We start from the raw sequence: 23,867 nt of genomic DNA on the forward strand, positions 1-23,867 counted from the left end.
TCCATTATTATTTCTTACACAGACAGATTTGCTGTCTCTTTACATTATTCTCTATGACGCCCGTGACACAGCCAAAGAAATCGACGATACATGGCGTTTCGAGGCGGTATATCATCTCTATCCCCGCCTTCCGCGAAGAGAGGATGCCCGCATCCTTGAGTACCAGCAGGTGCTTCGATATGGTCGACTTGTCGGACTCGAACATCTTATTGATCTTCGCAAATGTTGTCTCGCCGTCTTTCAGCGCGTCCACGATCATAAGGCGAACGGGGTGAGCCATGGCCTTTATGACCTTGCTTCGAATTTCAGCTTCCTCAAAAGTGAGCATCCCTTCCCTCCTGTTGTGTTATTGGTAATAATACCAACACGGCAACAGTATGTCAACAAATATTTTTGTAACTCCGTCTTGACTACGTGTAACATGGGATGATATACATCTTTATATCCGCATATACGGTTACAGCAATAAAGGAGACCGCGAAGTGGAACAGACCATTCAATTGTACAAAGCCCTTTCCGAAGAGATGCGGCTCAGGATCCTCATGCTCCTCACTCACGGCGAGCTGTGCGTGTGCGATCTCATGGCGATCTTCGACGAGCCGCAATCCAAAATATCCCGGCACCTCGCATACTTAAGAAATTCAGGACTGGTGAACAGTAAACGGGTGGGTACGTGGATGCACTATTCCATAAAAGAACCACTCCATGATGTGGCGGGAGCTCAGCTCGACTTTATCCGGGAACGCCTGTCTTCCCTCGGTTGGTCTAAAGCGGATATGGCAAAGATGGAAGAAGTAAAGGCGAAGAAGATATGTGAGGCAGGAGGCACGAAAACAGCGTCGCCCGTTCCGCCCGAAGGCGCAGCGACGAGAAGAGCCGAAGGCCGCAAAAAATAAATCTTGACGAGCGAAAGGAGGTATTAGAGGTATGGCCGGAGAACAGCTCAGCAGAAAACTCTCTTTTTTGGACCGATTCCTCACGTTATGGATTTTCCTGGCCATGTTCATAGGGGTGGGATGGGGCTATTTTTCTCCGGGGGTCGTCGATTTCTGGAACCAGTTCCAGTCCGGGACAACCAACATTCCCATCGCCATAGGGCTCATCCTCATGATGTACCCACCGCTGGCAAAGGTAAAGTATGAGGAGTTGGGAGAGGTATTCAAGAACTTCAAGGTTTTGGGCCTCTCCCTCGTGCAGAACTGGGTGGTGGGGCCCATCCTTATGTTTCTCCTCGCCATCATATTCCTCCGTGGCTACCCGGAATACATGGTGGGGCTCATCATGATCGGCCTGGCCCGCTGCATTGCCATGGTCATCGTCTGGAACGACCTCGCAAAGGGAGATACGGAGTACTGCGCGGGTCTCGTGGCTTTCAATTCCATATTCCAGGTCCTTTTCTTTTCCGTCTATGCCTACATATTTATCACGGTCCTTCCGCCCCTCCTGGGGCTCAAGGGTATGGTGGTCAATATCACTATCGGCCAGATCGCCGAGAGCGTCTTCATTTACCTGGGTATCCCTTTCATTGCCGGCGTTATTACACGGTTCGCCCTGATCAAGATCAAAGACAAGAAATGGTATCATGAAAAATTCATACCGAAAATCAGCCCCCTTACCCTCATCGCCCTCCTTTTTACCATCCTCGTCATGTTTTCTCTGAAGGGTGAGTACATTGTAAAGATCCCGATGGACGTAGTGAGGATCGCCATACCGCTGCTCATCTACTTTATCATCATGTTTCTCGTCTCCTTCTATATGAGCGCAAAGGCGAATGCCCATTACGGACAGGCAGCGACCCTCTCCTTTACGGCCGCGTCGAACAATTTCGAGCTTGCCATCGCTGTGGCGGTCGCCGTTTTCGGGATCAATTCGGGGGCTGCCTTCGCCGCCGTGATCGGCCCTCTTGTGGAGGTGCCGGTGCTCATTAACCTCGTCCACCTGTCCCTCTGGTTCAAGAAGAAGTATTTCCCCTACGCCAAGGAGACGCCTACGGGGGTGTGTTATTATACGTGCAAAGACTGATGGGAGAAAGGCCGGGGCCGGCAATCTCCATACATAAGGAGGAGCAGTATGTCCGACAAGATCATTATTTACGGCACGGATGGCTGACCTTACTGTGCGCAGGCTCGGGCAGCCTACGGCGACAGGGCGGTCTATGTGAACGTGTATGAAGACCGGAAAGGAATGGAAGAGATGCTCTCTTACTCCGGGGGGAAAATGCAAGTTCCGGTTATCGTTGACGGGGAGAAAGTGGCCATCGGTTTCGTCGGCGATGTTTCCCTGCGCGGAGGAATCCCTCTCTTCGGCGGAACCTGATCGATTAAATAGGTCTCCCGGCGCGAGGCCACGACCACCGATATCCGGAGTCTGCGTATGTGAAAGCGCAGGAAGGAAACGATGCGACCTTTCTATTAAGAGATGGAGGCGCCCCATGCCATACGGAGGAGTACAACGACCGCGAACATCATTGAGCGTGAATATTACCTGCATCGCAGCTTTGGGGCAGGCCCAGAAAACGACTGGGCCCGACCTCGTGGAAAGCGCGGCGATATGCAAGAAGGCGGGCTGCAGCGGCATTACGGTCAGCCTGCGACAGGACGGATGCTGCATACAGCTCACGGATGCCCTGGCGATACGGAATGCAATTCGGGAAGGGTTTAATCTTGAAATAAGGCTCTCGGACGAGATGATCGGCATTGCAGAAAAAGTGAAGCCCGATTTGATCACCCTCGCCTCGGCTAAAGACGAAGTAACCACCGAAGGCGGCCTCGATCTCAGACGGGATATGCTCAGGATCAAAGACACCATTAAACTTTTCCATGATCAGAACATACCGGTATCCCTGTCGATTAACTTTGATCTTGAGATGGTTGAGCTATCGAAGGCATGCGAGGCCGATCAGGTAGAAATCCATACCGGCGCATATGGGAGCGCCATAGACAGGTCCGCAGTTGACGAAGAACTCAAGCGCATTTACGGTGCAGCGGATCATGCCGCAAAACTCGGGTTAAAAATCAGCGCCGGGCACGGCCTCAGCTACGCGAACATCGAGAATCTCCTGGATGCCAGGGGACTCGTGGAAGTAGTGGTCGGACGTTCGATAGTCGAAAGGTCCGCTACTGTCGGGTTGGCAAGAGCAGTGGGAGAGATGCTGGATGTATTGGAATAGTGGCCCGGGAATACCTTTGGGGGCAACATGCCTATTGGGGCGAGAACCTATGGTGGCGACGGCACACCGGACGTTCAATGAAAGACGATGGAAATAGACGAAATGAATATTAAAGGAGGGTACACATGTTTACGGTTACGGAAAAAGCAGTCGGCATGATCAGAGATTTCCTGGTGAAAGACCAAGGGCCCCGCTCCATCAGAATACTCTCGCAGCCCGGCTGAGGCGGGCCCAAACTGGGTATGGCTCTGGATGAGCCGCAAGAAAATGACGTAACATTCACCGAACAAGGAATAGCCTTTGTGATCGACAAAAATCTTTTTAATGAAGCAAAGCCCATACGGATCGATTTCGTGGATTCCCCCAACGGTTCAGGGTTTAACCTGACATCGAAGCTGCCCGCGAGTGGAGGGTGTTGTTGAGTCGCTAGAGAAATGGCAACGGGCACGAGAGTCAAGAGCATTCTTATCATACTGTATCCGCCCGCTACGCGCTCTCCTGCTTGTTGCCGACAGGCTGCCTGAAGAATCTGACAAAATGAGGGCGGTCCGAGCTTTATCCTTTCCGGTTCCCCAACTTTAAAAGCCGCAGCATCATGACTCTCACGTAAGATCCCGGTAGGTTCACGATAAGAAGCTGCCGTCACATGAGCGCTCGCCTGCAACCGCAGGTGACCGGCAATGGCAAAATAATTCCTTATAGGGCGTGGCCTTGACAGTGCCCGCCGAGGATATTATATTAGTACATACTCATATAAGGGATAACTCATATGGTAACAGACGGCACAATTGAACTTCTCTCAAGGCTTTTTAAACTTCTGAATGATCCTAACCGCCTCAGGATCATCTTTGCCATCGGAAAAGGCGCGAAGCCCGTAACGGAGATCATGCAGGAAACGAGCCTTTCCCAGACACTCGTTTCTTTTCATCTCAGGCCGTTACGGGAAAGCGGGATACTCACGACCGAAAGGAAGGGCGCGTTCATCTACTACCGCATCACGGAGCCGGCTCTTATCGACCTCCTGGCTTCTCTCGGAGGCGTGCCGATCAAACAGGAAGATGAGGAGCCTGAGCGGACGATGCGCTGCACGCCGATGCGCTTTATGCGTCAATGGATGAATGGGGAGTGACCAAGGCGAAATAGCATCAAAAAGAAGAATAACCGAAGGAGGGTAGCCATGGAGACACATGACACCAAAATGGGCATGGGCACAATGCAGGATATGATGCAGAACATGATGAAAGGGATGGGCGGTATGCCCGACATGTGCACGAAGATGATGCAGCAGATGATGGGCTCCAACTCCGATGCCTCATCCCTTGCCACACCGGAGATCAAAGGACTTTTTGAAGAATGGGTGCGGACCTTGGAGGAGGAGATCCTGGCATTCGTCAATGAGAAGGGAAAGACAACTCCGTCCGAACTGGCGGCAAAACTCAAGATTTCTGAAGACAGCACCCTCTTTTTTGTCGGGAAAATGGCGAGAGAGCGGAAGCTTACCGTGGGAGAAATAGGGGTTGGGGCGTAACTAAGCGGATGCGAGGGCGTACGGGGAGCCCGACGTGCGGGACGACACGACATAACGTAAGTTGCCTGAAGACCCATCCCCCTTCTTCGCAAGAGTCATCTGGGAAAGCACAAAGCCCGATCCCCCGAAGGTCACATTAACCTTCACTCCCGTCTTTTTCTCGAAAGCCTTGGCCGCTTCTTCGGTTGGCGGTTTGGATGCGGCACCGGCGAACACAAGAAGCTCTAGAATTGTGGGCATGTTCCCACTCCTCTCCACCCCATTCGTGTCAGGGTACTGAAACGTTTACTTCAACCAGGCGCCCAGTAGAGAGAAGGTTTCCTAAAAAAGACCTTGACACGACAGTTTTAGTATTATAGTCTTCTATATAATGATTGTTTTTATAAAGGCGGTACACACATGAAAACCAAAAGCCCTGCCGGGCTCACCGATCCCGATTACTGGAAATCTTTGATCAATATAGGCCTCAATAAGATGCTCGTCCTGAAGGTTCTTTCCATGGGCCCCAACCATGGGTACGGCGTATTGAAGGAACTGGAGTCTATTACCAGCGGCTGCTGTACGCCCACGTTCGGGACGATCTATCCAATCCTTAAAGACCTGACAAAACATGGATATGCGGAAGTTAAGGAAGATACGCAGCTTAAGGGCGCACAAAAGAGACAGGTCTATACCCTTACGCCTTTAGGGGTTGAAGCGTACAAGGTATCGGTCGAAGCCTGGCGGTCTACGATCCCTTATATCTACAAGGCGATCGAGAACGATAGCCTTGTTTTCCTGGAGGACATAAGAGAGCGTCTTCTGAGAAAATAGTGAGCGTTTACACCAGCTGCGCGATTTCAGGCAGAATTCCCGCAGCGGCGAGTGATGTCGAATAACGGCAGGAGGGCTCAGCATGGATACCCAAGGGAATAAGAACACGACCGAGACGGTGTCGCTCCAGATCGAAGGGATGGAGTGCGGCTGCGAAGCAACTCTCATCGATCGGAAGATAAAGGCGCTGGCAGGGGTTCAGAGCCACGAAGTAAATCCTATTACCCACCAGCTTCGCGTTGTTTATGACCCGGGGTCGGCGACGATTCAGGATATTATCAGGTCCGTCTCGGAAACGGGGATGAAGGCATCACTCCAGAAGACCGAGCGTCAACGAAGCACCTGGTGGCGCGAGAAGCAACAGCTCGCCCTTTATGGCTGCGGCCTTCTCATCCTCATCGCCTTTACACTGTCAAAGACGGGAGCTTCGCCCCTCGTCTACAACGGACTTTACGTGCTCTCCGTCCTGACCGGCGTCTACTATCCTGCCCGTAAGGCCCTGATTGCCCTTGTCAACCTTACGCCCACCATCCATCTTCTCATGCTCATAGGCTCGGGAGGTGCAATGGCCCTCGGCCTGTGGGGTGAATCGGCTATTCTGATTTTCGTATACTCCCTTGGCGATGTTCTGGAGTCCTATGCGGTGGACAAGGCCCGGGGCGCCCTACGCTCGCTTACGGAGTTGATGCCCAGGGAAGCACTTGTCCGCACAGACACCGGAGAGGTGGTGCGCCCGATTGAACAGGTTGTGGTAGGAGATGTGGTTGTGGTCCGGCCCGGCGAACGCATACCGGTCGATGGGCGAGTCGTGAAAGGCTCCTCTTACGTGGACCAGGCGGCCGTCACGGGAGAACCTATTCCGATACTCCGGGAGGCCGGAGGCGAGGTGTTTGCAGGGACCATAAACCAGAACGGCTCCCTCGAAGTAGAGGTAGAAAAGGCCGCCTCCGACACGATGCTCTCAAAGATCATTTACTCAGTTGAAGAAGCGCAGGCCCAAAAGGGCAAGCTGCAGAGATTTTCGGATGCCTTCGGAGTCTATTATACCCCGGCCATGTTCATCCTTGGCGCATTGGTGGCCGTGGTGCCTCCCCTCGTGACCGGGGCCGAGTGGCTCCCCTTTATCTACAGGGGACTCGTTGTCTTCGTGGTCTCTTGCTCCTGCGGTCTCGCACTTTCGGTTCCCGTGGCGATCGTGGCCGCCATGGCGAAGGCGGCCCACCACGGGACAGTCTTCAAGGGAGGGGCATACCTGGAGCTTGTGGACCGTGTGAAAGTCATTGCCTTCGACAAGACGGGCACCCTGACTATCGGCCGTCCGGAGGTTACCGATTTAGTGACTTTCGGGGGAGCACGGGAGGAAGACGTCCTTGCCCTCGCGGGCGCAATCGAGTCAAGGTCGGGCCATCCCCTCGCGGCCGCAATTGTCCGGAAGGCCCGGGAGAGCGGTGCGTTTGCCGGGTGGTCGGTAGAGGACTTCTGCGAGAACCCGGGGCGTGGCGTAACGGCTACGATCCGCGGACAATCCTGCGTAGTCGGCAGCCCCCGCTGCCATGCAGATCAGGGGGTATCGTTTGGCGACGCTGAAGAGACCGTTACACGACTCGAAAATGAAGGGAAGACCGTGGTACTCGTGAGTACCGATAACCATTTGGCCGGACTCATTGCAATCGCCGACACCATGCGTCCCGGTACGGATGAGGCCATTCACCGGCTGAAACGCGCCGGAGTCAGGACGGTGATGCTTACCGGAGACAACGAGCGAAGCGCAGCAGCTATCGCCCGTCGGGTTGGCATCGACGAGTATGATGCCCAGCTCCTGCCTACGGACAAAGTCGATGCGATTCGCCGGCTTCGCCAAAAATACGGAATGGTAGCTATGGTCGGCGACGGCATTAACGATGCTCCCGCAATGGCGGTTGCCGACGTGGGTATCGCGATGGGCGCCGCCGGGACCGACATCGCCATCGAGGCGGGGGACGTCGTCCTCATGTCCGACGACCTCGGGAAAATAGCTTTTGTACGAGAGCTCTCCAACCGCGCCGTTCGGACCATCCGGCAGAATATCGTAGTCTCTTTGCTCAACGTCGCATTCATGGTAATCATGGCCCTGCTCGGGTACCTCGGGCTCGTCACGGGGCTGCTCCTCAACGAAGCAAGCGCTCTCTTCGTGATCGTCAACGCCTTGCGCCTGTTGAAGTGGCGAAATACGGAGATGCCGGGGGCGTTGGCCACGGGTGAAACAGCCACGGCACGGGCCGGAGAGGAAATGGACGGCCGAGACAATTTGGTAACCTTTCCGCTAGCCGTGAGCGGCGCCTGTTGCGCGTCTTATGAACCGGCACCCGAGGTAGAGACGGCAACGTTCGCTGTCGTGGATGAAGCCTCATCTCCGTGCTGCTGCGCGGCCGGCGAGCCTGCGGAGATTCCTCCCAACCCACCCCTTGTTACCATCGCTACCTCTCAAGGATCTTGCTGCTCAGGCGCAAAGCCGACAGATGAGTTTCTTGCTCAGCCACCGATCGCCCACGAGACCAAGGGAGCTGACGGTCTGAGTGCGCTCACGTTCCGGATCGATGGGCTAAGCTGTTCGTGCGAGGGACAGATTGTGGAGAAGCGCGTGAAAGCCCTGAAAGGGGTAAAAGCCTTTAGCCTGAACTCCATCACTAACCAGATGAAGCTTACGTACGACCCGTCCACTCTATCCGTGCAGGAAATTCAAACGGCGGTGAAAAAAGCGGGAGCGATCGCGGTCCTGGTGAGCTCGACATGAACTCCTGACCGGAGTTGTCGGGATTGAAAGACGTTGCCGAGCCGGTAAGAACCATAAAAGAGGTGGGATATGTCATTCTTTGACGTAATTGGCTGAGTTACCTGAGGCGCTAGACGAGATACTTGCCGACCTTTACTCTAAGGGCAGAGTCGCCGACAAGGAGACTGCCGAGGAGATCATTGAGAGGCTGGAGGCTCAGGGAAACTATATACCCTCGTCGGACCTTGTCCGCAGAGAGTACTCGTACGTCCTGCTCAAAGCCTACCGGGAGTACATCGAGGATCACCTCCAAAGCAAAGGCACATGAAAGGGTGCCTGGCTCCATGTCTGACGCCGGTTCCCAATTTTGGACTAGACGCTATAAATGCGAACTATTTGGGTCCGAAGGCATCGCACGAATGGGTGCATATGCGGGGTTTTTGCGGGCCGAATCATGGCCTTGGCGTTGATCTGCGGCCGTTCCAGCCCGGGAGGTGAAGCCCCATGGGTTCGGACGTTATAGAGATCACCATGTCAAAGAATTCCCTTGTGGGATAGAAGGCGTTGTGACCACTACCGGGTCAAGGCGATTTGTCCTGTATTTACGCCTGTCCGGGTGGTTTCGTGGCCCGGGTCATATACCTCGCGGGTGAGCTTTACCAAACAATCCTGGACCAGAGGAAGTTGCGGGATAGGGAGTATCCCGAATGTCCCTATGTGTTCTTTCGGAATGGTAACAGAATTAAAGATTCCAGGAAAGCCTGGACCGCGGCCTGCGAGAGGGCGAAGTTGGATGGGAAGCTGCTACATGATTGCAGGCGGACAGCGGTGAGGAACATGGTTCGGAATGGTACGCCGGAACGGGTGGCCATGAAGATTAGCGGTCATAAGACGAGAGCCATTTTTGACAGGTACAATATAGTCAACGAAGATGACTTGAAGATGGCCTGTGAGCGCCTGGCAAATGGCCATGAGACGATGGTAGAATCTGCGTCACGGGCACAAAATGGGCACAATTTAGAGAAAGTGACCTCGATAGGGGTAAAAAAATGAGCATCTCAAGATGCCCCATCACTTGTAAGTCATTGAGTTTATTAAATGGCGGAAGTGCATGGGAATCGAACCCACCTACCAGCTCGTCACCGGTACACTGGTTTTGAAGACCAGGAGGCCCACCAGGCGCCTCGGCACTTCCGTTACAATAACTTACAGATGGAACCCGCTCTTGTCAACGAGTAAGTCATGCCGGGGCGCTCTTTCTCCTGGTTCGGCGGCTCAGGCGGTCATGGCTTTGCGCTGAGTGCCGAAATTTGCTACTACCGCAGGCATGTCGAGAATCAGGATTACCTTCCCGTCCCCACGGATCGTGGCGCCGCCGACGCCGGTGATATTGCCGAGGAATTCGCCCAGGGGCTTGATTACCACCTCTTCCTGGCCTATGACCGAGTGGATCTTTATGCCTATCGTCTTCTCTCCTATGATGCAGATCACTATGTAGCCTTCCGTTTTATCTTCGGACTTGTTTGCGTAGATCTTCTGGAGGTCGATTACGGGGATTACTTTGTCCCTCAGTACCAGGACGTCGTTCTTATCGACCGATTTTACGAGGCCTTCTTTTAATTTTACCAGCTCTATTACCGTGTTTAAGGGCACGGCGAAGAGCTCTTCGGCCACCTGGACTATCAGGGCCCTCATGATGGCGAGGGTGAGGGGCAGCTTGATGAGGAGTCTTGTCCACTGTCCTTCTTCGCAATCCACGTAGACCTGGCCGTTCATCTTCTCTATATTCGTTTTCACCACATCCATGCCGACGCCCCGGCCGGAGACGCTGCTGACCTTTTTTGCCGTGCTTAAGCCGGGGATGAAGATGAGGTTCATCACGTCCTTGGGGGACATGCTGTTCAGCTCCGCTTCGTTAAGGAGGCCCTTTTCCTTGACCTTGTCCTTCACTGCCTGGAGGTTGATGCCGTTTCCGTCGTCGAAGATCTCGATGATGATATGGTTGCCTTCATTATAAGCTTTTAAGGAAAGGACGCCTTTGCCTTTCTTGCCCTTCTTCGCGCGCTCGTCGGGCAGCTCCACTCCGTGGTCGACCGAGTTTCGGATGATATGGATGAGGGGGTCGTGGAGCGTCTCTATAAGGGACCGGTCAAGCTCCGTGTTCTCTCCCTCTATATTGAGCTCGATCTCTTTTTTCGATTCCTTGCAGAGGTCTCTCACGAGCCTCGGAATCTTGTTGAAAAGTTTGCTGATGGGCACAAGGCGCGCCTTCATCACGGAGAGTTGAAGCTCGTTGGTGATGGCCTCTATGTAATTGGTGACGTCGGCGAAATTGTCAGCGAGAGGAGTGCTCCCGATCTCCTTCTTTAAGAGGCTGTCCACGAGGATGAGCCTGTTCTTGCCCAGGACCAGCTCTCCTACCAGATTCATGAGCTCATCGAGCTTTCTCACGTCGATGCGGATGGTCTGGTCTTCTTTTGCGGATTTCTGCTTGGTGAGGAAGCCCTTCATCTGGCCTTCCGTGGTAAGTTTATCCTCCACCACGATCTCGCCGAGTTTCTTGTCCGGCTCCGTCTTCTGTTTATCGAGGGTGTCGATAAGCTCGTCCACCTTGAGGACCTCTTCTTCGATCAGGATCTCGCCTATCTTCTTTCTTTCCGGTTTGGTGAGGGCCTCGAGATTTTCCACGGCGCCCGCGGGGTCGCGGTCTTCCGCGCCTTTTTCTCTTATATCATCGAGCATGCCTTTCATCAGGTCGAATGATTCGAGGAGCACGTCCGTCACGTCCTTGTCGGGCGCCATCTCTCCTTTTCGAATCAATCCGAGAACATCTTCAGCTTTATGGGCGAGGTTGGAAAGGGCGCCGAACCCCAGGAAGCTGGACGTCCCCTTGATAGTATGGACGGCCCGAAAGATGCTGTTTACCACTTCCTCGTCGGGGTTTTCTTCGATCGCCACCATATCCTGGATGACATTCTCCATGAGCTCCGTGGACTCGGTAAGAAACTCCTCCACAATCTCCTGCATTTCATCTTTTTCAATCATTTGGTCTGACATTATTCAACCCCTCCAAGAAGACTTTCAACTTTAAACAGTAAGACGTCAGGGTGAACAGGCTTGTTGAGGAACATATTCACCCCTGCCTGGAACGCATCTCTCCGTAAATTCTCATCTTTGGTCGTGGTAAGCATGATGACGGGAGTATCCTTATAGTAGTGATTCTCACGGAGGTTCTTTACGAATTCAATCCCGTCCATATTGGGCATATTAAGGTCGACGATAATCATGTCCGCCTGAATGTGGCCGAGCTTCTCCATGGCGTCAAGGCCGTCTTCCGCTTCAGCGACAAGGTAGTCTTTCTTTCTCAGAATAAAACTGAGAAGCTTTCTTATTGTGGACGAATCGTCAATTACAAGTATCGTATTCATGGATCACCCTTTTTGATAGGTTATGGTCCCCGGGAAGACCAGCGGCTTAAAGACGCGCGAAATATTATGGAGCGATTCGGCGTGGCCGATGGTGAGGAAGCCCTGGGGTTTCAAACATTCATAGAAAAGGTCTACTACCTTCTTCTTCATCTTTTCGTCAAAATAGATGAGCACATTCCGGCAGAAGATCATGTCCATCTGCCTGTATTTTCTATAGGCATCTGCGTCCTGAAGATTGAGGAAATCGAGTTTCACGTTCTTCTTGAGGTTATCCTTCAGCTTATAAAACCCGCCCGTCTCGGTGAAATATTTTTTCCTGGACCCTTCTTCGATGGTCCGCACGCTGTAATTGTTGAAGAGGCCGAGCTTTGCGGATTCGAGCACCTTGGTGCTGATATCGGTGCCGTAGATCACATAGGGCACTGTTTTCCCCGCGGCCGCCATCTCCTCCTCCATGATAATGGCAAGGGTATAGGGCTCTTCCCCCGTGGAGCAGCCCGCGCTCCAGATCCTGATGGGTTGAGTCGGCGCGGCACCGTTCAGGTAGGTCTTTTTGAGGATCACCTTAAAGGCGTCCAGCTGGGGCGGATTTCTGAAGAAGAAGGTCTCGTTGGTCGTTACCACTTCAAAAAGACTGATGAGCTCTGCTTTTACCTTATCTCCGCCGTACTTCAGGTGATAGTAGTAGTCCTGAAACGTGGAAAAGCCGAGCTCGGAGAGCCTGTTGGTAAGCCTGCTCTCGAGGAGATAAGTTTTATTCTCGGCAAAATAAATGCCCGTCTTATCATAGATGAAATCTCTCAAGAGTATGAACTCTTCTTTCGTCAGCATGTAATAGTCCCTTATAGATTCTCGAGTCTGCTCACTGCCGCTTCCGCGGACGACCGTATATCTTCGTCTTCACTTTCGGTAAAAGGCACGATATGGAGAAGGGCCCGCGGATCTTCAAGGTCGGAGAGAGCGTTCACGCTCCCTATCCTGATGAGGCTCTCTTCATCTTCGAGCCCCGCAAGAAACAGATCGAAGAGAGACCGGTCCTTGAATCCGTCGAGGGCGGACAGGGCGTAATACCGCGTCCATGTCCCCTGGTTATGGTCCGTAAAGAGGCTGATGAGGCGGTCCCTGAAGGCGGTCAGCTTCTTTTCTTTCACTACCTTCAAGGCCTCGTGCGGTATGTCCCGGTCCTTGAGCAGATCCGCTAAAATCGTCATATACCGCTCGTCTTCCAGGAAATTACCGAAGACGGTGATGGTGGCCCTCTGAATCCCTTCGTCCCTGTCTTTGAGGAGCTTCGTCAGGTACGGATAATTCCGCTCCTTGTCCAGGGCGTGTGCCGCAGCCAGGAAGACCTTTTTATCCTCGGGGGAGCCGTGGTTCACGAATCGGTCCACGAGCACCATTGCCTCAGCGGGGTTGAGCTGTATCAAAGATTTAAGGGCCTTGGAACGCACATCGGAAAAACCGTTCATTGCCATCTCCTTGATCTCATCGATGAGTGCGGCAAATCCCATCCTTCCCGCCCGGGCCACTGCGAGACCCCGGACGTGGCTGTCCGCGTCGCGAATGGCCTTGCTCACGATCCCGTATCCTGTGCCGCCCACGATATTTTCGATGTTCTGGATGATGTCCCTCCTCGCCTCCACGGGCGCGGAAAGAAAGGCGTCGATGAGCAGGGCTTCGTCGATTCTTACCCCGCCTATCCCGCATGCCTTTATGAGGGGAGAAAAATACTGCTCTCCTTTGGAGATATAATCATTGAGGGATCCCGACCAGACATCTTTCAGTTCGACGAGACACTCGAGGATGTCGCCGTACTCTTCCGCCTCGGAATCGAGCTCTGCGGCGGCTTCCAGGATCGCGTCGCATGCGGCGGGCGTCTTGAAATGGGCGAGGAGCCTGAGGATCGGGACGCTCCTTCTCTTGCCGTAGGCAGTGCTTCCCAGGAGGTGTCCCAGGAGTTCATCGCCTATAAGGTCTTTCATCCTGAAGAAGACGTCCTCTTCACCCTTCTCCAGCATGACCTTCATGTAATCGTCTCTTTTCTTCTCATCCCAGCCTTTGAGGGTCTCGATCACATCGTCGAGCACGCCCGGTTCACGGAAATCTATGAGGGTCTCGCACGCGGCGAGGGATATTTCGTCACTTCCGTTCTTGAACACATCGAAGAGAGCCGGGATAGCCCGCCTGTTGCCTATCGTGCCGAGACTGAATATGGCCGAAAAGGTCACCCAGTCGTCGTCCTTCAGGGCCTCGAGTAGCGCGTCCACTGCCCCCTCGTCATCAAACTCCCCCAGGCCGATGCAGGCCGAGTTTCGTACGTTGTCCGCATCCCCCTTTGTCTTCCTGATAAGGAAGGGTATGGTGGAGGGGTTCTTGAGGCAGGTGATGATCTCGCACGCGTACACCCTTACATCCTCATTCTCATGATCGAGAAGCCTGATGATCGCCTCGATATTGTTATTACCGGTTTTTTTAAGGATCTCGAGGACCATCATCCTCGTCCCCGTGTCACTCGCCTCCAGCAGCGGCGCTACCTGCTCCACGACCATAGGATTTGCCGAGGCGATGAGCGCTTCCTGGGCTCTCTCCCTCGAAAGCCCGTCGCCTTCGCGTAACGTCTTTATAAGATGAGCCAATTTTTTCGTGCTCATTCCGGCAATCGTGTCATTGGTTTTCAGTTCATTTTTCATAGGACCCTGATAATCTCCTCTGAAATTTTATCGACAGGCAGAACCGAGTCAGCCAGGTCGGCAGAGACCACGGCTCTCGGCATTCCGTAGACGACGCAGGTCTCTTCATTCTGGGCTATGATGAAGCCGCCCTTTTTCTTTACCTCCCGCATCCCCGCGAGGCCGTCGTTCCCCATGCCCGTGAGAATCACGGCAATGGACCTCGCCTCGTAGGCAAAGGCGGTGGATTGCATGAGCAGGTCGACGGAGGGCCGGTAAATATACTTGGCCTCCGGTACGAACTCGACGATGATCTCCCTGCCCCTTCTCTTGAGCGCCATATGAGTATCCCCCGGAGCCACCAGGGCGACTCCTGGCCTCAGGGGCTCTCTTTCCTCCGCTTCCTTCACCTCTATCTGGGAGACTGCATTGAGCCTCTGGGAGAAGGAGGTGGTGAAAAGCTTCGGCATATGCTGGGCGATCACGATAGGCACGGGAAAATCGCGGGGGATGGCCTGCAATATGTGCTGAAGTGCGGGCGGTCCGCCGGTGGATGCGCCTATGGCGAGCACCTCGTGCCTGACCTTCTTATTCGTGCTGATCATGATAGGCTTTCGTATAAGCTCCAGCCTTTTCATGAGGAACCTGACCTTCATATTGGCCACATTCTTCACTTTATTTATCAGCTCGTTCTGTTTGTCCGTTATGTTTACCGATACATTCGAGAAATCCTTCGTCATGAAATCGCAGGCGCCGATATTGAGGGCCTCCATCGTGACTTCCGCGCCTTCCCGGGTGAGGGCACTGAACATGATGACCGGCAGCGGCTGCTTCTCCATTATGCGTTTCAATGCGTCGATGCCATTCATGACCGGCATCTCGATGTCCATGGTGACCACGTCCGGCTTCAGGGCGTCCACCTTTTCTATGGCCTCCGCCCCGTTGGAGGCGGTTCCCACCACTTGAATCGATGCATCTTTCTCAAGCATTCTCGAGAGGGCTTTTCTCATGAAGACAGAATCGTCGACTACAAGAACCTTAATCATCCTTTTCCCCTGTAATACTCTCTATATACGCCTTCGCCACTTTCAGGAGCCCGTAGATTTCTTCTATGAATTCGATCTCCTCGCTCGGGGAAAGCTCTTCGCCGATCGCAAGGGCCGATTTCATCGATAACCTGTGTCTGATCGCAAATTCATCGAACCCTTTCAAATCGCGTCTGAGGTCGATATGTTTCGCGATGTCGTTCGCAAGGTGCGTGATTCGCACGTTTTCGATATTCTCTTGCGCCAATTCGGGCTGATGATGAAATCTCACACAGTCCGCGATCGGCCTGGGGGTATTCCATAAATCGAGAAGTGCCGCGCCGATGTGGCCGTGATCGACGGAGAAGACCTCCCGCTCCGCCTCGATGCGACTTTTGCCGGACGACATGAGCCTGCCGATCTGCCGCCACTCATCCGGGAAATAACGGTACTCCACGATGATCCCCACGTCATGCTCGATGCCGGCCAGGTAGACCTCGTTGAGGTCCCCCTTTCCGGTGCCCGCGCTAATGCCTTTCGCGACGGCGCCACACAGGATGGAATGGGTGATAAACAATGTCCGGTCAAAGGCGTCGTCATTCTCGGTCATTGATATGAAGGGCATATGAAGGACGATATTGAGGAGGTCGTCGAGACCGATTACGGCGATGGCATGCTCGAGGCTCGTGATCTTCCTGAAGCTTTTCTTACCCGCGTAGGCGGAATTGGCGATCCGGAGGACCTCTCCCACCATGGAGGGATCCATATGCTGCGCCAGGTCCGACGCGGAGCTCGAGGGATTTTCTATGATCCCCTTCACCTGCCCCACGATATCGGGAAATGTGGGCAGCATCTCTATAGTCTCCAGTTTATGGATAATGTAGTCGCTAATCATTGTCCCCTTCACTATTATCGGATCGGCGGAATTTTACTTTAGTTCCTCGCGTGCTTCTTCATCGTGGTCCTCAGGTTCATGAGGGCCTGGGAATGAATCTGGCACACCCGTGCCTCCGTAATGCCCAATGTTTTCGCGATCTCCTTCATATTCATATCTTCGTGATAATAGAGGGTGAGCACGAGCTTCTGCCGCTCCGGTATCTTATCCATCTCCTGGGCGAGGATACGCTCCATTTCCGCAAATTCCGCGAACTGCTCGGGGTCGTCGCTTTCATCCACGATATAGCGGATAATCCTTTCCTTGTCCTCTCCCGAGGTCTCGCTCAAATCCTCGATACTGACGATGGACAGATTGCCGTAATCCTTGAGCATGGTCAGGTACGCGTCAAGGTCGATGTTCAGCTCTTCCGCCACTTCCTCTTCTTTTGGATAGCGGCCCAGTTTGTTCTCGAGCTTCCGGATCACCTCGCCGATCTTTTTCGCCTTAGACCGGGCGCTCCTCGGGAACCAGTCTTTCGAGCGCAGCTCGTCTATCATGGCGCCCCTGATCCTCATGTAGGCAAAGGTATTCAGTTTGATCCCCCTGCTCGCGTCGTACTTCTCCATTGCTTCGAGGAGCCCTATGATGCCCGCCGATATGAGGTCTTCTATTATGGTCCCTTCTTCGAACCCTTTGCAGACCTTGTAGGCGAGGTGTTTTATGATGGGTATGAACTCCTCGATAATCCTTTCCCGCTCGTCGTCCTTGGTGAGGGCATATGCGTTCTTATACATGGCTCAGGATACCAACCTTTCACAGATTTTTTGCAGCGCTTTTGTCGCTTCCGTATTCGGGTAATGCTGGACCCACAGCTTCTGTTTTCTCACCGCGAGGTTGATGTTGGCGTCTGTGGGCAGATAGCCGCTGAAGTTGAGATATACGTCCAGAAACCGGTCGGTCACGGAGAGGAGGTTCTTGAAGATATCGAGCCCTTCCTGCTCGCTCCTCACCATATTGAGGATGATATTGAAATCTTTCCTCCCGGTTTTCTTGTTGAGGACCTTGATGACCGCATAGGAGTCGGTCAGGCTTGCCGGGTCGGGGGTGACGATCACGAATATCTCCTCGCTGATCGCGTTGAAATCGATCACATTCGAGGATATCCCCGCGGAGGTATCTACAAGAAGGAAGTCGTGGTCGGGAAGCTCCTGAAAAGAAGAGAAGAGGATATTCTTTTCGTTGGCCGTAAGCTCGGAAAGTTCGACCACGCCCGAGGTGGCGGGTATGACCCTGATCCCGCACGGTCCCTCGCAGATGATGTCGCCTATGTTTTTGCGGCCCTCGATAAGGTCCTTTATGTTGAACTTGGGATACATGCCGAACATGATATCGATGTTCCCCAGGGATAGATCGGCATCGAGGATATAGGTGGACTTGTCCATGAGCCCCAACAGGTATGCCATGTTGGAGACTATGGAAGACTTTCCGACCCCGCCTTTCCCGCTGGTTATTGTAATAGTGCGCTTTCTCTTTTTTTCCATGTGTTACCCTCGATTAATATTTTGTAGAGCACATCGCTTGTGGGAGTCACGATATCCCTCTCCTCCGGTCCCATTGTCAGAAAAGCCACCGGCAGACCCAGCTTCAGAAGATTTTCGAAGATGTGACCCACCGTCTCCTCTTCGTCGAGCTTTGAAAAGACAAGGCCGCTTAAATTCTGATTTTTGAACTGCCCGCAGCATGCCCTCATTTTTTCGTCCCTTATACCTGCCGGGAGCACCATGATCTTCTCCACGTTGGCAAAGCGCGCCACCATCTTTTTCTGAATATCCAGGGGCCCCGATATATCGACCAATTTTCTAGTTTCGCCGGGCCCCAGGGCCGTAATGAGGTCCTGCTCTCCCTGGATCGCAGAGAAGGGTATATCTTTATCCCTTGAAAAAACCCTAAGGTCGTCGAAGGCAGCCTTTCTGGCGGGCCCCAGGGTGAGGATGGAGACCCTGAGAGCATGTTCGACGCTCAGGGCAGCGAGTTTTTTCACCGTCTCCGTCTTCCCCGCACCGCTTGGGCCGAGGAAAAGGACCGGTACGTTCGAGATCAGGGGGTTATGCACCTTGATGCGTGACGTAATTGCACGTTTGACGAAAAAACCCGCCTTGGGACTGTCTTCGGCAAGGGACCCGAGGGCGCAGTAGACCTCCGACACGAGCGAAAGAGCGGTGCGCGCTTCAAACCCGTTCTTCATCATCCTGTCGAAAATCACCCTGAGCGGCAGGGGATAAGTCTTTACCCGGTCCTTCATTATCTCCATTTCCATGGAGCTTACCCTGCTCCCCATGGTGCGTGCCGTGTGATCCCACACCCCTTCCATCCTTCTTCTCATCTCTTCCAGGTCGTCGCCCTGGATTGCCTTGTCGCCATCGACGGCGATCGATATCTCGCAGCCCTTCCTGGAGGCGGTGCTCCCGTTGTTCTTGATATCGACGATGATGGCATCGACGCCATGCTCCTCCTTTATCTTCCTCATCCCCTCTTTGACGTCATCGAACAGGTAGGTCTTAATTTTCATTTATCCTGATGACCCCGGAGGACTGTATTTTTATATGGGGGGGTATCTCGTTATGGGAGATAACGGTGATCCCCTTGATATACCGTTCGACGAATTTTCTTAGTTTTGCCCGCAGCACGGGATGGACGAGGATCACGGGCTGGATGTTCTGGATCATCGCCTTTTTGGCCTCATCTCCGACCCGTTCGATGAGCCTTTGGCTCGTGGTGAGGTCGAGGGCGAGGAAGGCCCCTTGCTCCGAGGTCTGGAGGCTCGCGATAAGTTTCTCTTCCAGAGGCTTTTCAAGGATCATTATATTGAGCACGCCGTCGGAAAGATAAGGTTTGAGGATGGACCGGGCCATGCGCTGCCTCACATACTCGGTAATGACCTCGGGGTCGCGGGCACTTGGCGATGCGTCGGCGATCGATTCGAGAATAGTGACGAGGTCGCGGATGGATACCTGCTCCCTCAGGAGACTTTGAAGCACCTTCTGGATAACCCCCATATTGACCTGGCTTTGGCCCAGCTCCTCGATGACCTTCGGATGGGTGGACGCCACGGTGTCGACGAGCTTCTGGGTCTCCTGGCGGGTAATAAATTCATGGGCATTGTTTCTGACGATCTCCGTCAGGTGGGTCGCGATGATGGTGGCATGGTCCACCACGGTAAATCCCTGGGATACGCATTTATCCCTGTCCATGTCCCTGATCCAGATCGCGTCGAGGTTGAATACGGGCTCTTTCGTGGGGATGCCGTCCAGGTCGCCCTGAGCCTCGTCGGGCCCCATGGCGAGGATGTGGCTGATCATCATCTCGCCCCGTCCCATCTCGATCCCCTTCAGGAGGATCAGGTATTCCCCGGCCTTGAGCTGGAGGTTGTCCCGGAGCTTCATGGGCGGCACCACGATGCCCAGCTCGATCGCCATCTGTTTCCGTATGGCCCTGATCTTATCGAGGAGCTCGCCCGACTGCTCCGAATCGACAATAGGGATGAGGCCGTAGCCGATCTCTATTTCGAGGACCTCGAGGGGCTGGATCAGCTCCGCCTTCTCCTTGTCTTCTTTCGGGATATCGGGGAGTCCCGAAATCTCATCCTCCTCCTGTTTCTTTGCCCTGCCGACAAGATAGCTCGTGCCGAAGGTGAAGGACGAGAGAATGAGGAAGGGTGTGAGCGGAATGCCCGGTACCATGCCTATGGCAAGAATCACGACAGACGCCAGGATCATCGCCTTGGAGTTGGAGAAGAGCTGGGTGACCACGTCCGTGCCGAGGTTCGCCTCGCTTGCTGCGCGGGTAACGATGATGCCGGCCGCGGTGGAGGTCAGGAGCGCAGGGATCTGGCTTACGAGACCGTCGCCGATGGTGAGGAGGGAATAGACGGTCAGGGCATCGGTGACGCCCATGTTTTTCTGGACCACCCCTATGATGAGTCCGCCGATGATATTTACGAAAATGATGATAATGCCGGCAATGGCGTCGCCCCGGACGAACTTGCTCGCTCCATCCATGGCCCCGTAAAAATCGGCCTCGAGCTCGACCCGCTCTCTTCGCTTCCTCGCGCCCACATCGTCGATAAGGCCCGCATTCAGGTCTGCGTCGATACTCATCTGCTTGCCGGGCATGGCATCGAGGGTAAACCTCGCTGCAACCTCGGCGACCCTGCCGGCGCCCTTGGTGATGACCACGAAATTTATGATCATGAGGATGAGGAAGACCACGGCGCCCACCACGTAATTGCCGCCTACGATGAAAGTCCCGAAGCCCTTGATGATCTGTCCCGCCGCCTGCGCCCCCTCGTCTCCATGGACCAGGATGAGCCTTGTGGAGGCGATATTGAGGGAGAGGCGGAAGAGGGTCACGATAAGGAGTATGGAAGGGAAGACGGAAAAATCGAGGGGCTTCGATATGTACATGGAGATGAAGAGTATAAGAAGGGACAGCGATATGGAGAGGGAGAGGAAGATATCGATAAAGAAGCTGTTCAGGGGCACGATCATGATGAGGATGACGAAGACCACGCTCACCGCGACGAAAAGATCGGCCCTGTTCTTTATGGCATTCAGGATCTTATCCATCAGAGGGTGGACCTCCTCTTCTGCTTATAGACCTGGGCCAGAAGCTCGGCGACGATCATGTAAAAGTTCTCGGGCACGAAATCGCCGACCTTCACGGAATAGTAGAGGCCCCTGGCCAGGGGCTTATTCTCTACAATGGGTATCCTGTTCTTGCGCGCCATCTCTTTTATCTTTTCCGCCACGAACCCCGCGCCCTTGCCGACAATCGTCGGAGCGGGCATAGCCCCGGGCTGATATTTGAGGGCCACGGCGAAGGTGGTAGGGTTCGTCACGATCACGTCCGCGGTCTTCACGTCGTCCATCATCCTTCTGCGGGCCATCTCCCTCTGAAGGCTCCGGATTCTCCCCTTGACCTGCGGATTACCGTCCCTCTCTTTTCCTTCCTCCTTCACTTCCTGAAAGGTCATCATGAGGTCCTTCTTGTGCTGCCACTTCTGGTACAGAAAATCGGTGCCCGCCAGAAAAAGGAAGAAGAGGCCGACCTTGAGGCTCAGGCTGTAGCAGGTCCTGCCGAGATATTCAATGATGACCCTTGTCTCTTTATGAGGCAGGGAGAGAAGCTCGGGCAGCTCTTTCATGAGGAGGGTATAGGCGATATAGGTGAGCAGGCATATCTTGATGAGCGACTTGAGAAGCTCGACCGCCCCTTTCTTGGAGAGGAGGTTTTTGATGCCCGTCAGGGGGTTGAGCTTCTCGATCTTGAACCCTATGGCCTCGAAGCTCCACATGAACCGGGTCTGCACCACCGTACCGGCCACTGCGACCAGGATGAGGAGGGCGAAGAAGGGCGCCACGATCACGAACCACTCGTACGCGCCGAACGCAAGGATTCCGTACACGTTGCCGACATTGACATCGAGGTCGATATTTCTTACGTACGTCACATAGACCTTGAACATCTGTTCAAAGCCCTTGGAGACGGAGAAATAGAGAAAGACCGAGGAGAACAGGATCATGAAGCACATGGGCAGCTCTTTCGACTGGGCTACCTGCCCCTTTTTCCGGGACTCTTCGAGCCTTTTGTCGGTCGGCTGCTCGGTCTTTTCCTGAAAGCTATCCGCCATCGCTACACCACGAGCCTCATGATTTTCGGGACCTCCGTGTCAATACCTTTGAACATGTCTGCAAGGAGCGGCACCAGCATGCTGAGCGAAAAGGCGAGCATGGCGATAGTGATCATTATCTTGAGCGGCATCCCTTCGATGAAGACGTTTACCTGGGGCACCATCCTCGAGAGCAGTCCGAGAGAGAGCTCCACCAGGAAAAGGGTGATAATGAGGGGTGCGCCGATTTTGAACCCGAGGGAAAAGACCTTGCCCGTGGTATGGATGATATATTCGAAGAAAGGTCCCTTGAATGCGGCGCCGCCCAGAGGCAGATCCTTGAAGCTCATGAAAATCCCCCGGAAGACCATGTGGTGGGCATCCACGGAAAAGAATATCGTGAGGGCCAGGAGGTTGAGTATCTGGGAGAGCTCCGACACCTGGGTTTGTGTATAGGGGTCCATGAACCGTGCAAAACCGAATCCCGCCTGGAGAGATATTACTTCCCCCGCAATTTGGACGGAGGTGAAAAGGATGCGCACGAAGAAGCCGATCGCGATGCCCACGGCAATCTCTTTCAATATGAGCAGTGACAGGTAGTACACATCCGACGCCATGGTCATATCCCCGGGATTGACCAGCTCCAAAAGCATGAAGGCAATGATAAGCGACAAAGCCGCCTTATACGCGGTGGGGATGGAGGTGCCGGCAAAAAGGGGCAGAAGCCACAGGATCGCGAGGACCCTGAAGAATACCAGAATAAATGTCTGTCCTAAGATGCCGAGATCGTTTACCATGTCATCTCACGTAATTCGGTATGTTCGTGATAATCGCGGTGGTATAGGTCACCATGATATTCATGAGCCACGGGGAGAGTATGAGAAGGACGATCATAATGGCCAGCACCTTGGGCACGAAGACAAGGGTCATTTCATGGATCTGGGTGGCAGCCTGAAACACGGAGATCACGAGCCCCACTCCCATGGAGACGATAAGGGCAGGGGCGGCCAGAAGAAGGGTGGTTTTCAAGAAATCCCGGAAAATCTGAAGCACGAGGTCCTGACTCATTGCATTACTCCTAGTAAAATCCTTTAATTATGGAGCCGATCAGCAGATTCCACCCATCCACAAGCACGAAAAGCATGAGCTTGAAAGGCAGGGATATGAATATGGGCGGCAGCATCATCATACCCGCGGAGAGGAGCACACTTGCCACCACCATGTCTATGACCAAAAAAGGTATGTAGAGCAGGAACCCGATCTGGAACGCACGCTTCAGCTCCCCTATGGCAAAGGCCGGCACGAGAACCCGCATCGGTATTTCGCTTTGGGTCGTCGGTCTTTTCAATCCCGCGATGTTCATAAAGAGGGCGAGGTCTTTTTCCTTGGTGAATTTGAGCATGAAGGCGCCCATCTCCTTGGAGGACTTGTCGATAAACTCGTCATAGCCGATCTTGTTGTTCATGTAAGGCGCCAGGGCCTCGGTATGTACCTTCTCATAGGTCGGCGCCATGATAAAGAAGGTGAGAAAGAGGGAGAGACCGATGAGGATCTGGTTTGGCGGCACTTGTGGAAGGCCCATGGCCTGCCTTAGGAAGGAAAGGACAATAATGATCCGGGTGAAGGAGCTCATGAGGAGGAGGATGGCGGGGGCAAAGGAGAGGATGGTGAGCATCACGGCGACGCTTATGAGGTTCTTTCCTCCCTGGCTTCCCGAAAAGGCGCTCACGATGTCGAGGGCCTGGGCCGGCTTCTCTTTCTGGACGGTCGCGGCGGCTTTCTTCGCATCGACGGGGGCTGCCGCGAAAAGCATGGTGGCTGCGATGAGGGCGACCAGAAGGAACTTCATACCCCTTTCTCCTCCCGCATCCATTGGGCGAGGAGGGTGAGCTCTTTTTCTCCCATGCCGATCACCAGGACCCGGTCCTGCACCTCTAC

The 23,867-nt window shown here is 53.9% G+C and carries 26 protein-coding genes and 1 tRNA gene; 10 read left to right on the plus strand and 17 right to left on the minus strand.

All coding sequences use genetic code 11. The features are described 5' to 3' along the window. Positions 1–7: 7 nt before the first annotated feature. Entirely contained in the window at positions 8–328 is a 321-nt protein-coding gene (locus VGJ94_18465) for a metalloregulator ArsR/SmtB family transcription factor (protein HEY3278607.1), read from the minus strand. A 154-nt stretch (positions 329–482) separates the two neighbouring features. On the opposite strand from VGJ94_18465, the gene VGJ94_18470 reads away from it, so the two are divergent. The 6 genes from VGJ94_18470 to VGJ94_18495 all read left to right on the plus strand — a co-directional run bounded on the left by VGJ94_18470 (position 483) and on the right by VGJ94_18495 (position 4,697). Continuing rightward, on the plus strand, positions 483–896 hold the full coding sequence (locus VGJ94_18470; protein HEY3278608.1) for a metalloregulator ArsR/SmtB family transcription factor: 414 nt from the start codon (positions 483–485) through the stop codon (positions 894–896). A 31-nt stretch (positions 897–927) separates the two neighbouring features. Beyond that, entirely contained in the window at positions 928–2,022 is a 1,095-nt protein-coding gene (gene arsB, locus VGJ94_18475) for an ACR3 family arsenite efflux transporter (protein ID HEY3278609.1), read from the plus strand. Positions 2,023–2,070: 48 nt separating this feature from the next. Further along, positions 2,071–2,316 carry a UXX-star (seleno)protein family 1 gene (locus VGJ94_18480; GenBank protein HEY3278610.1) on the plus strand — a complete coding sequence of 82 codons (246 nt, stop codon included), beginning with the start codon at positions 2,071–2,073 and terminating at the stop codon, positions 2,314–2,316. Between the two features lie 115 nt (positions 2,317–2,431). Continuing rightward, positions 2,432–3,169, plus strand: a complete 738-nt coding sequence (locus VGJ94_18485; GenBank protein ID HEY3278611.1) for a pyridoxine 5'-phosphate synthase — start codon at positions 2,432–2,434, stop codon at positions 3,167–3,169. 769 nt (positions 3,170–3,938) lie between these two features. Then, positions 3,939–4,298, plus strand: a complete 360-nt coding sequence (locus VGJ94_18490; GenBank protein HEY3278612.1) for a metalloregulator ArsR/SmtB family transcription factor — start codon at positions 3,939–3,941, stop codon at positions 4,296–4,298. Between the two features lie 48 nt (positions 4,299–4,346). Continuing rightward, positions 4,347–4,697, plus strand: a complete 351-nt coding sequence (locus tag VGJ94_18495; GenBank protein ID HEY3278613.1) for a hypothetical protein — start codon at positions 4,347–4,349, stop codon at positions 4,695–4,697. On the opposite strand, the gene VGJ94_18500 is transcribed toward VGJ94_18495, so the two are convergent. Beyond that, positions 4,698–4,937, minus strand: a complete 240-nt coding sequence (locus VGJ94_18500; GenBank protein ID HEY3278614.1) for a substrate-binding domain-containing protein — start codon at positions 4,935–4,937, stop codon at positions 4,698–4,700. Between the two features lie 159 nt (positions 4,938–5,096). On the opposite strand from VGJ94_18500, the gene VGJ94_18505 reads away from it, so the two are divergent. The 4 genes from VGJ94_18505 (at position 5,097) to VGJ94_18520 (ending at position 9,315) form a co-directional block, all read left to right on the plus strand. Continuing rightward, entirely contained in the window at positions 5,097–5,510 is a 414-nt protein-coding gene (locus VGJ94_18505) for a PadR family transcriptional regulator (protein ID HEY3278615.1), read from the plus strand. Between the two features lie 82 nt (positions 5,511–5,592). Next, on the plus strand, positions 5,593–8,283 hold the full coding sequence (locus VGJ94_18510) for a heavy metal translocating P-type ATPase (protein ID HEY3278616.1): 2,691 nt from the start codon (positions 5,593–5,595) through the stop codon (positions 8,281–8,283). Positions 8,284–8,371: 88 nt separating this feature from the next. Further along, positions 8,372–8,590 carry a hypothetical protein gene (locus VGJ94_18515; GenBank protein ID HEY3278617.1) on the plus strand — a complete coding sequence of 73 codons (219 nt, stop codon included), beginning with the start codon at positions 8,372–8,374 and terminating at the stop codon, positions 8,588–8,590. Positions 8,591–8,886: 296 nt separating this feature from the next. Further along, on the plus strand, positions 8,887–9,315 hold the full coding sequence (locus tag VGJ94_18520; protein HEY3278618.1) for a tyrosine-type recombinase/integrase: 429 nt from the start codon (positions 8,887–8,889) through the stop codon (positions 9,313–9,315). Positions 9,316–9,361: 46 nt separating this feature from the next. On the opposite strand, the gene VGJ94_18525 is transcribed toward VGJ94_18520, so the two are convergent. The 15 genes from VGJ94_18525 to fliP form a co-directional block, all read right to left on the minus strand. Further along, positions 9,362–9,457: transfer RNA gene (locus VGJ94_18525), tRNA-Sec, on the minus strand. An 80-nt stretch (positions 9,458–9,537) separates the two neighbouring features. Continuing rightward, entirely contained in the window at positions 9,538–11,319 is a 1,782-nt protein-coding gene (locus VGJ94_18530; protein HEY3278619.1) for a chemotaxis protein CheA, read from the minus strand. After that, a complete protein-coding gene (locus VGJ94_18535) occupies positions 11,319–11,690 on the minus strand; it encodes a response regulator (protein HEY3278620.1) in 372 nt (123 codons plus the stop codon). Before VGJ94_18535 ends, VGJ94_18530 begins: the two co-directional genes overlap by 1 nt. A 3-nt stretch (positions 11,691–11,693) precedes the next feature. After that, positions 11,694–12,521: a protein-glutamate O-methyltransferase CheR gene (locus tag VGJ94_18540; GenBank protein ID HEY3278621.1), complete on the minus strand. Its 828-nt coding sequence runs from the start codon at positions 12,519–12,521 to the stop codon at positions 11,694–11,696. An 11-nt stretch (positions 12,522–12,532) separates the two neighbouring features. Continuing rightward, a complete protein-coding gene (locus VGJ94_18545; protein ID HEY3278622.1) occupies positions 12,533–14,380 on the minus strand; it encodes a HEAT repeat domain-containing protein in 1,848 nt (615 codons plus the stop codon). Then, the gene (locus VGJ94_18550) at positions 14,377–15,405 is read right to left on the minus strand and encodes a chemotaxis response regulator protein-glutamate methylesterase (GenBank protein ID HEY3278623.1); all 1,029 of its coding nucleotides are present in this window, start codon (positions 15,403–15,405) and stop codon (positions 14,377–14,379) included. The genes VGJ94_18545 and VGJ94_18550 overlap by 4 nt, the downstream gene beginning before the upstream one ends. Next, a complete protein-coding gene (locus VGJ94_18555; protein HEY3278624.1) occupies positions 15,398–16,279 on the minus strand; it encodes an HDOD domain-containing protein in 882 nt (293 codons plus the stop codon). Before VGJ94_18555 ends, VGJ94_18550 begins: the two co-directional genes overlap by 8 nt. Before the next feature lie 38 nt (positions 16,280–16,317). Beyond that, entirely contained in the window at positions 16,318–17,055 is a 738-nt protein-coding gene (locus VGJ94_18560; protein ID HEY3278625.1) for a FliA/WhiG family RNA polymerase sigma factor, read from the minus strand. Between the two features lie 3 nt (positions 17,056–17,058). Continuing rightward, positions 17,059–17,802: a MinD/ParA family protein gene (locus tag VGJ94_18565; protein HEY3278626.1), complete on the minus strand. Its 744-nt coding sequence runs from the start codon at positions 17,800–17,802 to the stop codon at positions 17,059–17,061. Then, positions 17,769–18,830, minus strand: coding sequence for a hypothetical protein (locus VGJ94_18570; GenBank protein HEY3278627.1), 1,062 nt, complete (start codon positions 18,828–18,830; stop codon positions 17,769–17,771). The genes VGJ94_18565 and VGJ94_18570 overlap by 34 nt, the downstream gene beginning before the upstream one ends. Beyond that, positions 18,820–20,886, minus strand: coding sequence for a flagellar biosynthesis protein FlhA (gene flhA / locus VGJ94_18575; GenBank protein HEY3278628.1), 2,067 nt, complete (start codon positions 20,884–20,886; stop codon positions 18,820–18,822). The genes VGJ94_18570 and flhA overlap by 11 nt, the downstream gene beginning before the upstream one ends. Beyond that, complete coding sequence (flhB, locus tag VGJ94_18580; GenBank protein HEY3278629.1) at positions 20,886–21,950, minus strand: flagellar biosynthesis protein FlhB; 1,065 nt, start codon at positions 21,948–21,950, stop codon at positions 20,886–20,888. Before flhB ends, flhA begins: the two co-directional genes overlap by 1 nt. 2 nt (positions 21,951–21,952) lie before the next feature. Beyond that, positions 21,953–22,726 (minus strand): flagellar biosynthetic protein FliR, encoded by a 774-nt coding sequence (gene fliR / locus VGJ94_18585; GenBank protein ID HEY3278630.1) that lies wholly within the window; start codon positions 22,724–22,726, stop codon positions 21,953–21,955. 1 nt (position 22,727) lies between these two features. Next, the gene (fliQ, locus tag VGJ94_18590) at positions 22,728–22,997 is read right to left on the minus strand and encodes a flagellar biosynthesis protein FliQ (GenBank protein ID HEY3278631.1); all 270 of its coding nucleotides are present in this window, start codon (positions 22,995–22,997) and stop codon (positions 22,728–22,730) included. 10 nt (positions 22,998–23,007) lie between these two features. Continuing rightward, positions 23,008–23,778 carry a flagellar type III secretion system pore protein FliP gene (gene fliP, locus VGJ94_18595; GenBank protein HEY3278632.1) on the minus strand — a complete coding sequence of 257 codons (771 nt, stop codon included), beginning with the start codon at positions 23,776–23,778 and terminating at the stop codon, positions 23,008–23,010. Between the last annotated feature and the right edge of the window lie 89 nt (positions 23,779–23,867).

The organism is Syntrophorhabdaceae bacterium (genome assembly GCA_036504895.1).
Classification (GTDB): Bacteria; Desulfobacterota; Syntrophorhabdia; order Syntrophorhabdales; family Syntrophorhabdaceae; genus PNOM01.